This is a genomic window from Arthrobacter sp. BG5 (assembly GCF_056680155.1).
In genome coordinates, this window is the sequence record NZ_CM155268.1 from 3,631,962 (window position 1) to 3,644,892 (window position 12,931).

The following is a 12,931-nucleotide window of genomic DNA, read 5'->3' on the forward strand; positions in this document are numbered from 1 at the left end:
GAGGACAATCCTCAATTCTCTGTGATTTTTCGGCAGGAACTGCATGTTCGGCGCCCTGCCATGGGTACCTGAGCCACCATCGGTATTGCACGTAACCTCAGTGTCTGCAAGGCCATCGATAAGGCCAGTTCCGATCGTAGTCTCTCCCCGGTACCGGAGTTCAATTTAATGAGAGCTGGCACACACCCGGGGCAGGAATTACCCCGGCCGGCGGCGCGTTGTAGCTGGTATCGGCACTTCGGCGCCCTGCGTTGGGCCCCACGGTCCACTGCCGCGGGCGCCGCCGCCCCACCCGTCCTGCTACTGCGAAAGGAACATGCCGTGATGGAACGGATTTCCGGCTCCTTGCTGGACCCCGAAACGCTTTACGTCCGTGATGACGCGCTGTTCCGCAGTCCTGAGCTGCGCGGGCTGAACCTGTTGATGGGCTTCACCGGGTTCGCCGACGCCGGCCACGTGGTCAAGCAGATCACCACCGAACTGCTCGACAGCCTGGACCATGAGCTGGTTGCCGAGTTCGACGCCGACCAGTTGATCGACTACCGCTCCCGGCGCCCGCAGGTGAGCTTCGTCGAGGACCATCTGCAGGACTACCAGGCTCCGCGCCTGGCCCTCTACCGGCTTATCGACGGACTGGGGAACCCGTTCCTGCTGCTGGCCGGGTTCGAGCCGGACCTGCAATGGGAGCGGTTCGCCCGCGCCGTGGTGGGCATCGTGGCGGAACTGGACGTCAACCTGGCGGCCTGGATCCACTCCATTCCGATGCCGGTGCCGCACACCCGGCCGGTTGGAGTCACCGTGCACGGCAACCGGCCGGAGCTGATCGAGGGAATCTCCGTCTGGAAACCCACCGTGGAGGTGCCCGCCGCCGTCGGCCACATCCTGGAACTCCGCCTCAGCGAGGCCGGCCGGAACATCGCCGGGTACGTGATCCACGTCCCGCACTACCTGGCCGAGGCCGAATACCCGACGGCCGCCGTTGCGGGACTTGAATACCTGGGCGCGGCCACCTCGCTGATGCTGCCCACGGACCGGCTCCGCGAGGCCGGCCGGGAGGTCGGCAGGCAGATAGCCGAGCAGATTGATGCCTCCGAGGAGGTCCAGCAGGTCGTCTCCCGGCTGGAAACGCGGTACGACGAGAAGGCCGAGGGGACGGTGCGCCGCTCGCTGCTCGCGGACGAGAACGACCAGCTCCCGAATGCGGACGCGCTCGGCGCCGCCGTTGAGGCTTATCTTGCCCGTAAAGAACCCGGCGAATAAATACTATTTATGACGGCCGGGGCATAATGGGGGAGTGACCTCCCCCCGCGCCTGGCTGATCTGGATCATCGGGATCTTCGCGTACCTGGTGGCGGTCAGCCAGCGCACTTCCTTCGGCGTTGTCGGGCTCGAAGCCACCGCGAGGTTCCACGCCAGCGCCGCCGAAATCTCCTTCTTCACCGTGCTGCAGCTGCTGGTTTACGCGGGCCTGCAGATCCCTGTCGGGGTCCTCGTGGACCGCTTCGGCTCGCGGGCCATGATTGCCGGCGGCGCCCTGCTGATGGGCCTGGGCCAGCTCCAGCTCGCGTTCGCTGACAGCATTCCGGGCGGAGTCCTGGGCCGCGTGCTCGTGGGGGCCGGCGATGCCATGACCTTTATTTCCGTGATCCGGCTCATCCCGCTGTGGTTTGCCCCGTCCCGGGTGCCGCTGCTGACCCAGTTAACCGGCATGTCCGGCCAGTTGGGCCAGCTCTTTTCCGTGGTGCCGTTCGCCATGATCCTGCACTCTGCCGGCTGGACCCCGGCGTTCCTGACCCTGGCCGGTATGTCCGGGCTCGCCGTCGTGCTGACGGTGCTGCTGTTGCAGGACCTGCCGCCGGGCCACCCCGCGCCGGAGCCGTCCCAGGGGCTGCGCGCCACCGGCGTTTCTCTCTCCCGGGCCTGGCAGCAGCCGGGCACCCGGCTGGGGCTGTGGAGCCACTTCACCGTGCAGTTCAGCGGGACGGTCTTCGCGATGACCTGGGGCTACCCGTTCCTGATCTCGGCCCAGGGGTTGGACGCCGGGACCGTGTCCGCCCTGATGGCCCTCTACGTGGCAGCCGCGATCGCCGCCGGGCCGCTGATGGGCAGCTTCGTGGCCCGCCACCCCCTGCGCCGCTCCACCATGGTGCTGCTGATCTCCGGGGCCACGGCAGCGGCCTGGGCCGCGGTGCTGCTCCAGCCGGGCCGGTCGCCACTCTGGCTGCTGGCCGGGCTCGTGGTGGTCCTGGCGATCGGCGGCCCCGGCTCGATGATCGGCTTCGACTTCGCCCGGACCTTCAACCCGGCCCACCGGATCGGGACGGCAACCGGCATCGTTAATGTCGGCGGCTTCATCGCCGCGCTGTTGTCCATCTACCTGATCGGACTGGCCCTGGACGCGCTGCACCTGGCCGGGGCCTCGCCGGGCGGGCTGTACAGCCTCGGCGCTTTCCGGATCGCGCTGAGCGTGCAGTTCGTGCTGCTGGCCTTTGGCGCCGCCGCCATCCTCATTACCAGGCAGAAGGTGCGCCGGCAGATGGCGGCGCAGGGCGTTGTGGTCCCGCCGCTGCTCAAAGCCCTCGCCCAGCAGCGCCGGGTCGTCGCGCAACGCCGCCGTACGCCCTGACGGACTTATCCGCCCTGTCGGACTTATCCACATAGGAAACATCGGGTCTGACTCCCTGCGCCGGCACGAACGAAGCTGGCACCATGACAGCTCCTGATCACCTGAAAATCACCGGCCCTGAGGACATCCTCGGCTTCATCCCGCATTCGCTCGGTTATTGGCCGGCCAACAGCCTCGTTGCCATGACCATGCAGGGGAAGCGGCTCGGAGCCACCCTCCGCGTCGACCTTCCGGACGCGTCCCGCTGCCGCGGCTCCGGGCTGAAAGCCTTCGCCCGGACCGTCCGCGACTACCTCGAGGCAGACGAGGACGCGGACGGCACCCTGCTCGCCCTTTTTGCAGGCCCGCCGGCGGAGGATACTGCCGGGGACACGGCAGAGGTCGGCTTTGACCCTGTCGGCTTTGACCCTGGCGGTGCGGACGACGGCGGTACGGATGACCGCGGCCCGGAGGCCACCGCGCTGGCCAGGCTGCTACAGGAGCTGGAGCGAACCCTCGGCGAAGCGGGCCTGCCGGTGCGGGACGCCTGGCTGGTCGGGGAGCGGTACTGGCGCAACGCCCGCTGCCTGGACCCCGCGTGCTGCGCGCCGCCCGGCCGACCGATCGAAGAGATCAGGAACAGCCGCCTGAATGCCGAGCTTGTCTTCCGCGGCAGCAGCGTGGGCGCCGCCCCGGGGGAATCCGCACCGGCCGTACTGCCGGACCAGCCGGAGCCGGGCGTCCTGGAAGCCCAGCAAACCTGGGCCCGGGAGTTCTCCGGCCGGTGGCGGGACCGGGCACAGTTCGGCGCGGTGCTGGACATCTGGGAGCGCGTGCTCGCACCCGCCCCGCCCGTGGCGCGTGCGCCCCAGGCAGCACGTCCGCCGGGCGGGGCGGATTCCGCGGCAGGGCCCCTGCCCGCCGCCCTGCCGGTAGGACTCACCGGGTACCTGCGGGCCACGTTGTGCGTCGCGGCGTGGCGCGACGCAGTTCTCGTGATGGCGGCGGCCGGTCGGGACGCAGCCGTCGCCGGTGCCGAAGACTTCGGCATGTTCGACGGCCGCCCGGGCAGGCCCGCCCCGCTGCCGGACCTCAAGGGATTCCCGGCCGCGGCCTCGGAAACGGCGGCGGCACCGGACCCGGCAGCACGGCGGACCCGGGCCGTAGCCGCCGCCGCCCCCGGCTACGGGGACGTTCTCCTGGGCCTTGAACCGCCGCTACCCGACTGGATGCGCCTGGCGCAACTCGACCGGGTCCTTATCCGGCTGGGCGATTGCGGCGGCGGCGAAGCCCGGGCCGCGGCGCTTACAGCCCGGGGCTGGATCGAATGGTGCCGTGGCCGCGGCTCGTTTGCCGACGCCTTGTTTGCCGCCGCCACAGCGGAACAACCCGGCTACCGGCTCGCGGAGCTGCTGGCCGAGCTGGGCCGCCGCGGAACGCTCTGCGGCTGGGCGCGCCGGAAGGAGGCCGCCTGGCAAAAGTTCGACCCGGATGCAGCCTGAACCGCGGCGGCTGGGGCCGCCACGTTGCGCGGAGGCGCGGGCTCCGGGGCCCCGAACCGCAAAAGTCGTGAGACAATGGTTGGCGAGACCCGGTTGGGTCCGTGTATCGAGTGCGTGTAGCGAACCTTGGAAACAGGGAACATTACGGTCGCCCCGGCAGTTCTACTAAGTGGCTCTGCTGGACGTGATTGCGCCTGATGTGAAACACGGACTTGACAGGGTCATAGTGGTGTTGCCCGTATGGTGATTCCACAGACCGCCGCTAGAAAGGTTTTCTGTGACCCCGTCTTCCGCGAAGAAGGAACCCGCCGACCAGGCCGTATTGTCCCCCGAGGAGAAGAAGGCGGCGGCAAACGCCAAGCGTGCCGCCACGCGTGCAGCCAACAAGGCTGCAAAAGACGCCGCCTCGGGTGATGACACCGCCTCGGCAGTCGCCAAGCCTGAGCCCAAGAAGCGCGGGCCCAAGCCCGGCGCCAAAGCCGCGGCCGAAGCCGCAAGCAAGTCCCGGGACGAAGATTCCGACGACGTCGAGGTCGAAGAGGACCTCGATGAGGTGACCCCTGACGCCGTCGAGCTCGGTGAAGACGGCGAAGAGGTAGCCGGCAAGGCGGCAGCAGCCACCACCGGCTCCGGCTTCGTCTACTCCGACGCCGACGACGATGACGCCCCCGTGCAGCAGGTCATGTCCGCCGGCGCCACCGCCGACCCGGTCAAGGACTACCTGAAGCAGATCGGCAAGGTCGCGCTGCTGAACGCCGAGCAGGAAGTCGACCTAGCCCTGCGGATCGAGGCCGGGCTGTTCGCCGAGGAGAAGATCGCGGCGGACGACGGTTCCATGGATCCCAAGCTCAAGCGCGAACTCGAGTTCGTAATCCACGACGGCAAGCGCGCCAAGAACCACCTGCTGGAGGCCAACCTCCGCCTCGTCGTCTCGCTGGCCAAGCGCTACACCGGCCGCGGCATGCTGTTCCTGGACCTCATCCAGGAAGGCAACCTGGGCCTGATCCGTGCGGTCGAGAAGTTCGACTACACCAAGGGCTTCAAGTTCTCCACCTACGCCACCTGGTGGATCCGCCAGGCCATTACCCGCGCCATGGCCGACCAGGCCCGCACCATCCGCATCCCGGTGCACATGGTGGAAGTCATCAACAAGCTGGCCCGCGTCCAGCGCCAGATGCTGCAGGACCTCGGCCGCGAACCCACCCCGGAAGAGCTGGCCCTCGAGCTGGACATGACTCCGGAAAAGGTCGTCGAGGTCCAGAAGTACGGCCGCGAGCCGATCTCGCTGCACACCCCGCTCGGCGAGGACGGCGACTCCGAGTTCGGCGACCTGATCGAGGACTCCGAAGCGGTGGTTCCGGCTGACGCCGTGAGCTTCACGCTGCTCCAGGAACAGCTGCATTCGGTCCTGGACACGCTCTCCGAGCGCGAGGCCGGAGTCGTGGCGATGCGCTTCGGCCTGACCGACGGGCAGCCGAAGACTTTAGACGAAATCGGAAAGGTCTACGGCGTGACCCGCGAACGCATCCGCCAGATCGAATCGAAGACGATGTCCAAGCTGCGCCACCCGTCCCGCTCCCAGGTCCTGCGCGACTACCTGGACTAAGCTGCCCGGACCGGGTGCCGGTTCAGCCAACGCGGGGTCACGTCCCGCCCATGATCTTCGGATTTACGGGCGCGACGTGACCCCGCGTTGTTTGTTTTAGGCGGCGGCGTGAATCGAAGTCGTTGCCCGTCTGGGATGTTAAAGCAGTAGGGCCCCTCCGCAACGGAGGGGCCCTACTGGCGGATCCTTGGGGATCCCTGAGTACGTCTAGTCGACCGGAACCGGTGCCTTCTCGTGGAGGCGGCCCGTCTCGTCGTGCCAGTCGGAACTGAGCGGGCGAAGGTTCGGCTCTACGGCGCGTGCGTGGTGAGCGCAGAACAGAAGCTCACCGCCGGAGGCTCCGAGAACAACCCGGACGTATGCCTGAGCTCCGCAACGGTCGCACCGGTCAACGGTGGTGAGTGTGCGGTCCGCAACTGCTGTTGTCATGTTCGGCCTCCTTGGTAGATCGATACATCTATATAACCAGCATTCGCGGCCGTTCCATGGCAAGGATGGGACACTTTCGCTGTCCGCGTATCACGGCTCAGTAACGGCGGCCAGGTCCTCTCCGTTGTGTTGTCCCTCCGGGGGAGTGGCAACCCGGCTTCCGGCGGCAGGACGACTAACCTAGGAAGAGCGTCTGCACGTTCCATCCCTGAAGGAGTTTCCGACCCGTGGCACCAAGTTCTGATTACACCGCCCGGCATCTCTCCGTGCTGGAAGGCCTCGAGGCCGTCCGCAAGCGCCCGGGCATGTACATCGGATCCACCGACTCCCGCGGCCTGATGCACTGCCTCTGGGAGATCATCGACAACTCCGTGGACGAGGCCCTCGCCGGATTCGGCCACGACATCAAGATCATCCTGCACGCGGACAATTCGGTCGAGATCCACGACGACGGCCGCGGCATCCCGATCGACGTCGAACCCAAGACCGGGCTCACCGGCGTCGAGGTGGTCTTCACTAAACTGCACGCCGGCGGCAAGTTCGGCGGCGGTTCCTACACGGCCTCGGGCGGCCTGCACGGCGTTGGCGCCTCCGTGGTGAACGCCTTGTCCTCCCGGCTGGACGTCGAGGTGGACCGCGGCGGCAAGACCTACAAAATGTCCTTCCGCCGCGGCGAACCCGGCCGCTTCAAGGACCCCGGCACCAAACCGGACCCGGCCGCCGTGTTCGAGCCCTTTGTGGACGGCTCGGTGCTCGACGTCGTCGGCAAGGCCAAGCGCGGCGTCACCGGCACCCGGATCCGCTACTGGGCAGACCGGCAGATCTTCACACCGGACGCGAAGTTCTCCTATGACGAACTCGCCGCCCGCGCCCGGCAGACCTCCTTCCTGGTCCCCGGGCTGAAACTCACCGTCCGGGACGAACGCCGGGTTGCCGGCACCCCGGGCGAATCCGGCCCGCACGAGGAGTTCTTCCACCACGACGGCGGCATCTCCGAGTTCGTCGAGTTCCTCGCCGCCGATCCGGCCGTCACCGACGTCTGGCGGCTGCACGGCGCCGGCAAGTTCAAGGAAACGGTCCCGGTCCTGGACGAGCGCGGCCACAGCCAGCTGGCCGAAGTGGAGCGCGACTGCGAGGTGGACGTCGCCCTGCGCTGGGGCATCGGCTACGACAGCACCGTGCGCAGCTTCGTCAACATCATCTCCACGCCCAAGGGCGGGACGCACCAGTCCGGCTTCGAGCAGGCCCTGGTCAAGACGTTCCGCAAGGCCGTGGAAACCAACGCCCGCAAGCTCAAGGCCGGCAACGACAAGATCGAAAAGGATGACATCTTCGCCGGGCTCACGGCCGTGCTGACGGTCCGCCTCGCCGAGCCGCAGTTCGAGGGCCAGACCAAGGAAATCCTGGGCACCTCCGCCGTCCGCGCCATCGTGGCGAAGGTGGTCGAGCGGGAGATCAACGCCAAGCTCACCTCCGCCAACCGGAACGACAAGGCCCAGTCGGCGCTGCTGCTGGAAAAGGTCGTCAGCGAGATGAAGTCGCGCATCTCGGCGCGCGTCCACAAGGAAACCCAGCGGCGCAAGAACGCCCTGGAGACCTCCTCGATGCCCACCAAGCTGGCGGATTGCCGCACTGACGACGTCGCGCGTTCCGAGCTGTTCATCGTGGAAGGCGACTCCGCCCTCGGCACCGCGAAGCTGGCCCGTTCCTCGGACTTCCAGGCGCTGCTGCCGATCCGCGGCAAGATCCTGAACGTCCAGAAGGCCTCGGTGGGGGACATGCTCTCCAACGCCGAATGCGCCGCCCTGATCCAGGTGGTGGGCGCCGGCTCCGGCCGCAGCTTCGACATCAGCGCCGCCCGCTACGGCAAGGTGATCCTGATGACCGACGCCGACGTCGACGGCGCCCATATCCGGACCCTGCTGCTCACGCTGTTCTTCCGCTACATGCGCCCGATGATCGATGAGGGCCGCGTTTTCGCCGCCGTCCCGCCGCTGCACCGCGTAGAGGTCATCAACGCGGGACAGAAGGCCAACGAGATGATCTACACGTACTCGGAGGCGGAACTGCATGTGCTGCTGGACCGCCTCGCCAAGGAAGGCAAGCGGTACAAGGAGCCGATCCAGCGCTACAAGGGCCTGGGTGAAATGGATGCGGAGCAGCTCGCGGAGACCACGATGGATCCGCGGCACCGCACCCTGCGCAAGGTCGGGATCGAAAACGCGAAGCAGGCCGAGGAAACCTTCGACCTGCTGATGGGCTCCGACGTCGCCCCGCGCAAGGACTTCATCATCGCAGGGGCCGCAAGCCTGGACCGGGAGCGCATCGACGCCTGACCGGGCCCGGTTTCCGGGACTGGGAGTCGGGCTCGCCGGGCCAACCGGGTAAGCCGGCTCAGTCGGTTCGAGCGGTTCAGCCGAGCAGGCCCGGCACGATCAGCAGCGCCGTGGGCACCGCCAGCAGCAGCAGGCATGCACCCAGCACCGCGTAGCGCAGGGCCCCCGGCAGCGGCGGCTGGGGTGACAGCAGCCGGCTGACCCGGGACACTGTGGTGACGGCCGAACCGGCGCCGCCGGTGGCTCCGGGCTGGCGGGCGTCGGCCTCGCCGCCCGCCTCGCCGAAGGCCATCCGTGCGCCCGGGGCGCCGGCGGACCCGCTCGCCACGATCGCGATCGCCTTGATCAGCGTGGCCTTGCTCTCGGTCTTCAGGGCGACGTCGTCGGCCAGCATCTCGATCAGCGAATTCACCGCCTCCTGCGCCAGCCGGGTGGTCGGCAGCCAGGGCAGGGCCTGCCGCCAGGCCGCGAACGCCCACAACAGCAGGTGGTGGCGCTGGCTTAGGTGGGCGTTTTCGTGGATGAGTACCGCGCGCAGCTCGTCCGGCTCCAGCGCCGCCATCAGCCCGTCCGAGAGCACGGTGACCGAGCGGGCGCCGCCGGGCAGGCAGTAGGCCACGGGCGAGTCATGGCTGATCACCATGGTCCGCGGGCCGTCGGCCGAGGGGGAGGCAAGCAGGGCAAGCAGCTCGCGGTGCCGCCGCCGCTGGCGCTGGATCTTGTAGTAGGTGAGCAGCAGGGTGAAGACCAGGTGGGCGCTCAGCAGCGCCGCGGCCGAGAGCGCGAAGATATGCCAGAAGCCCAGCGCCGTGGTGGGCTCATTGCGGAAGACCATTCCGGCCAGGGACCGCAGGCCGGCCAGGAGGTTGTCCCCGACTGGCTCCAGGCCGTAAACCAGCATGGCTCCGATCATGGACAGGCCGCCGGCAAGGGCGATCGCCTGCCAGAGCAGCATGGCCGTAAAGGGGGAGCGGGCCGGCCATTGGGCGCGCGAAAGAAGGATAGGCACCGGCCAGGCCAGTGCTATCGCCAGGACCGCCAGAAAATATGAGGTCCAGAACACCGGTGTTAGCTGTGGCCCAGCAGTTTGCGCAGCGTCTCCGCCTCGGTGGCGGACACGGAGCCAATGAAGCGGGCCAGCACGGCCTCGCGGTCGGGCGCGGAGCCGAGCACCTCGTGCATCAGTTCCGCGGTGTGGTCCGCGCGGCTGGAGACGGCCTGGTAGCGGTGCGGACGGGTGCCGCGTTCACGCTCCACGAGGCCCTTGCGCTCAAGCCGGGACAGGACGGTCAGCACCGTGGTGACGGCCAGGTCCTTGCCCTCGTGGCCGGCCGTGCCGCCCGCCGCGCGGGTGCTTTGCGCGAGCAGATCCCGCAGGGTGTTCGCGGTCGCAGCCTCCTGGCCTGCCCAGAGCAGGTCCATCACTGCCCGTTCCAGTTCGCCGAGACTTGCCATTCCGTACGTCCTTCTTGAGTGCCGCCCTGGGGAGTTGGTTCCGCCCCGGATGGTGTGCCGATACTTCAGCCTTAAATTTACAGTGTTTTACGCGCAGTTTCTACATGAGGTAGAACAGGCCCGCCGCGGCGTGTCGGCCGCAGCGGGCCTGCGGGGCGTGCGGTCGGCGCGGCGGCGGGCGGCCGCTCCATTGCGGGGAGCGGCGTGCCGTGCCACGCTGGGTGCGGGAGGGTGCGAACTTGTTCTACACTCTGTAGAAGTATTAGTTCTACGCATCGTAGAAAACTCTCGGGAACCTAGCCAAAGGGACTGCCTTGGACGCCTTGGAAATCGCACGCTGGCAATTCGGTATCACCACCGTCTACCACTTCATGATGGTGCCGCTCACCATCGGCCTGGGCCTGGTGGTGGCGGTGATCCAGACGCTCTGGTACCGCACCGGCAAGCCGGAGTATCTCCGGATGACCAAGTTCTGGGGCAAGCTCTTCCTGATCAACTTCATCATGGGCGTCGCCACCGGCATTGTGCAGGAGTTCCAGTTCGGCATGGCCTGGAGCGAGTACAGCCGCTTCGTCGGTGACGTCTTCGGCGCCCCCCTCGCCATGGAGGCGCTGCTGGCCTTCTTCGTGGAGTCCACCTTCCTGGGCCTCTGGATCTTCGGCTGGAAGCAGCTCAAACGCGGCGTGCACCTGGCCTGCCTCTGGATTGCCGTGATCGGCTCGGTCTTCTCCGCCTACTTCATCATCGTGGCCAACAGCTGGATGCAGCACCCGGTGGGCGTCGAGATGATTGACGGGCGGCCGGTGATGACCGACGCCTGGGCCGTCTTCACCAACAACACCGCCCTCGTGGCCGTGCCGCACACCCTCTTCGGCGCCCTCGCCGTCGCAGGTTCCTTTCTCCTCGGCATCGCCTGGTACCACCTGTGGCGCCGCCGGCACGACGGCATCGACACGGTGGGGGCGGACGGCAGGGTCGTTCCCGGGGAGTCCCGGATTCCCGGCCGCGACCGTGCCGACCACGCCGTCTGGATCCGTTCGCTGCGGATCGGCGCCGTCGTCGCGATGATCTCCTTCGCCGGCACCGCCATCACCGGCGACCTGCAGGGCAAGCTCATGTTCGTACAGCAGCCCATGAAGATGGCCGCCGCCGAGGCCGCCTGCCACGACGGCACCGGCTTCTCCATCCTGAGCGTGGGCAACGTCGGCTCCAAAAACTGCGACGACGTCGTTGCCGTGATCGAGGTCCCCGGCATCCTGTCCTTCCTGGCCAAGGGCGACTTCACCACCGAGGTCAAGGGCGTCAACAGCCTGCTGGATCAGTACAAGGCCGATTACGGCACGCACCTGCCGGACAACCCGATCTACGGTGACCGTGCCGGCCAGGAAATCCAGTACGTCCCGGTCATGGAAGTCACCTACTGGGGCTTCCGGATGATGATCGGCTTCGGCGGTGTGGCAGCCCTGGCCGCCCTCGTGGCGCTCTGGATCACCCGCAAGGGCACCGTCCCGGCCTCCCGCGGCCTGATGCGGCTCGCCGTCTTCGGCATCCTGGCCCCCTTCGGCGCGAACGCCGCCGGCTGGATCTTCACCGAAATGGGCCGCCAGCCCTTCGTCGTCGCTCCCAACCCGGACCCCAGCGGCATCGACCAGGTCTTTATGTTCACCGCGGCGGCCGTCTCACCCGGGGTCTCCGCCGGGGAACTTCTGACCTCCCTGGTGGTGCTGACCGCCGTGTACGCCGTGCTGCTGGTGGTTGAGGTGAAGCTGCTGGTGAAGTACATCCGCGGCGGCGTCGTCTCCGCAATGCCCGAGCTGGCCCACGCCCCGGCGGACGAAAACGAGGACCAGATCCCGCCCGGCGGTACCCCCGGCAAGCCCGAAGCCGACGACGTCCTGGCCTTCGCCTACTAACGGCCGCGAAAACAAGCTGCAGAGGATATTCAGCATGGAACTGCTACCCACCATCTGGTTCATTGCCATCGCGGTGCTGTGGACGGGCTACCTCTTCCTGGAGGGCTTCGACCTCGGCGTCGGCATGCTCATGAAGGGCTTCGCCCGGAACAACACCGAACGCCGGGTCCTGCTCAACACGATCGGCCCGGTCTGGGACGGCAACGAGGTGTGGCTGCTCACCGCGGGCGGCGCCACCTTCGCGGCATTCCCGCTCTGGTACGCCTCCCTGTTCTCCGCCCTCTACCTGCCGCTGCTGCTGGTCCTGGTGGCGCTGATCTTCCGCGCGGTGGCCTTCGAATACCGGGGCAAGGTGGACACCCCGCAATGGCGTGCGCGCTGGGACTGGGCCATCGTGCTGGGCTCCCTGGTGGCCGCGTTCGGCGTCGGCGCGGCCCTGGCACTGACCACCACCGGGCTTCCGCTGAACGCCAACGGTGACCGCGAGGGCGGGCCGTTCGCCTGGTTCAGCGCCTACGCCGTGCTCGGCGGACTCGCCGTCGTCGGCTTCTCGCTGCTGCACGCGCTGGCGTTCCTGGCCCTGAAGACCGACGGCGAGGTCCGGCACCGCGCGCGGCAGTGGTTCGTCCGGCTGCTGCCGGCGCTGCTCCTGCCGATCGCCGGCTGGGCGATTGTGCTGCAGCTGCAGAGCGGAAAGGCGTGGACCTGGGCCGCCGTCGTCGCCGCCGTCGTGGCCGCCGCCCTGGCCTGGAACTTCGCCCGGGGCGGCGCGGAGGGCAGGGCCTTCCTGTCCCTGGGCGCCTTCCTGCTGCTAGGCAGCGCCTCGATTTTCGGCGCCGCCTTCCCGGTGGTGCTGCCCTCGACCCTCAACCCGGACTTCAGCCTGACCGTCACCAACGCCTCATCCTCGGACTACACCCTGGGCCTGATGACGATCGTTGCCTGCATCGGGCTCCCGCTCGTCCTCGCCTACCAGGCCTGGACCTATTGGGTGTTCCGCCGCCGGGTAAGCGCCGCCCACATCCCCGAGGCGCACAGCTTCCTGCCCGCGATTGCCGCCAAGGCCCTGGCGCCGAAGGACTAAC

General features: G+C 67.9%; 10 protein-coding genes. 7 read left to right on the forward strand and 3 right to left on the reverse strand.

Features of this window, described 5'->3' with window-relative positions:
* Positions 1-321 precede the first annotated feature (321 nt).
* The 4 genes from AC1MBE_RS16610 to AC1MBE_RS16625 all read left to right on the forward strand — a co-directional run bounded on the left by AC1MBE_RS16610 (position 322) and on the right by AC1MBE_RS16625 (position 5,713).
* Positions 322-1,260 (forward strand): proteasome assembly chaperone family protein, encoded by a 939-nt coding sequence (locus tag AC1MBE_RS16610; RefSeq protein WP_479779768.1) that lies wholly within the window; start codon positions 322-324, stop codon positions 1,258-1,260.
* A gap of 34 nt (positions 1,261-1,294) precedes the next feature.
* On the forward strand, positions 1,295-2,626 hold the full coding sequence (locus tag AC1MBE_RS16615) for an MFS transporter (RefSeq protein ID WP_479779770.1): 1,332 nt from the start codon (positions 1,295-1,297) through the stop codon (positions 2,624-2,626).
* Between the two features lie 83 nt (positions 2,627-2,709).
* A complete protein-coding gene (locus AC1MBE_RS16620; RefSeq protein ID WP_479779772.1) occupies positions 2,710-4,107 on the forward strand; it encodes a DUF4192 family protein in 1,398 nt (465 codons plus the stop codon).
* 277 nt (positions 4,108-4,384) lie between these two features.
* Positions 4,385-5,713 (forward strand): RNA polymerase sigma factor, encoded by a 1,329-nt coding sequence (locus AC1MBE_RS16625; protein ID WP_346959024.1) that lies wholly within the window; start codon positions 4,385-4,387, stop codon positions 5,711-5,713.
* 207 nt (positions 5,714-5,920) lie between these two features.
* Here the strand turns inward: AC1MBE_RS16625 and AC1MBE_RS16630 are convergent, their stop codons facing one another.
* Positions 5,921-6,142 carry a DUF7455 domain-containing protein gene (locus AC1MBE_RS16630; RefSeq protein ID WP_175321658.1) on the reverse strand — a complete coding sequence of 74 codons (222 nt, stop codon included), beginning with the start codon at positions 6,140-6,142 and terminating at the stop codon, positions 5,921-5,923.
* A 227-nt stretch (positions 6,143-6,369) separates the two neighbouring features.
* On the opposite strand from AC1MBE_RS16630, the gene AC1MBE_RS16635 reads away from it, so the two are divergent.
* Complete coding sequence (locus AC1MBE_RS16635) at positions 6,370-8,478, forward strand: DNA gyrase/topoisomerase IV subunit B (protein WP_479779774.1); 2,109 nt, start codon at positions 6,370-6,372, stop codon at positions 8,476-8,478.
* A gap of 76 nt (positions 8,479-8,554) precedes the next feature.
* Here AC1MBE_RS16635 and AC1MBE_RS16640 read toward each other — a convergent pair whose 3' ends face one another.
* Positions 8,555-9,541: a M56 family metallopeptidase gene (locus AC1MBE_RS16640; RefSeq protein WP_479779776.1), complete on the reverse strand. Its 987-nt coding sequence runs from the start codon at positions 9,539-9,541 to the stop codon at positions 8,555-8,557.
* 5 nt (positions 9,542-9,546) lie between these two features.
* Positions 9,547-9,933, reverse strand: coding sequence for a BlaI/MecI/CopY family transcriptional regulator (locus AC1MBE_RS16645; RefSeq protein ID WP_346959021.1), 387 nt, complete (start codon positions 9,931-9,933; stop codon positions 9,547-9,549).
* A 314-nt stretch (positions 9,934-10,247) separates the two neighbouring features.
* Between AC1MBE_RS16645 and AC1MBE_RS16650 the strand changes: the two genes are divergently transcribed.
* Positions 10,248-11,846: a cytochrome ubiquinol oxidase subunit I gene (locus AC1MBE_RS16650; protein WP_479779778.1), complete on the forward strand. Its 1,599-nt coding sequence runs from the start codon at positions 10,248-10,250 to the stop codon at positions 11,844-11,846.
* A gap of 34 nt (positions 11,847-11,880) precedes the next feature.
* Positions 11,881-12,930 carry a cytochrome d ubiquinol oxidase subunit II gene (cydB, locus tag AC1MBE_RS16655; RefSeq protein WP_479779780.1) on the forward strand — a complete coding sequence of 350 codons (1,050 nt, stop codon included), beginning with the start codon at positions 11,881-11,883 and terminating at the stop codon, positions 12,928-12,930.
* Position 12,931: the final 1 nt, after the last annotated feature.

What these genes read in the sequence shown, in the direction of transcription:
- AC1MBE_RS16620 (WP_479779772.1), top strand. Translation starts at nt 2,710, where the DNA reads ATGACAGCTCCTGATCACCTGAAAATCACCGGCCCTGAGGACATCCTC.
- AC1MBE_RS16630 (WP_175321658.1), bottom strand. Translation starts at nt 6,142, where the DNA reads ATGACAACAGCAGTTGCGGACCGCACACTCACCACCGTTGACCGGTGC.
- AC1MBE_RS16645 (WP_346959021.1), bottom strand. Translation starts at nt 9,933, where the DNA reads ATGGCAAGTCTCGGCGAACTGGAACGGGCAGTGATGGACCTGCTCTGG.
- cydB (WP_479779780.1), top strand. Translation starts at nt 11,881, where the DNA reads ATGGAACTGCTACCCACCATCTGGTTCATTGCCATCGCGGTGCTGTGG.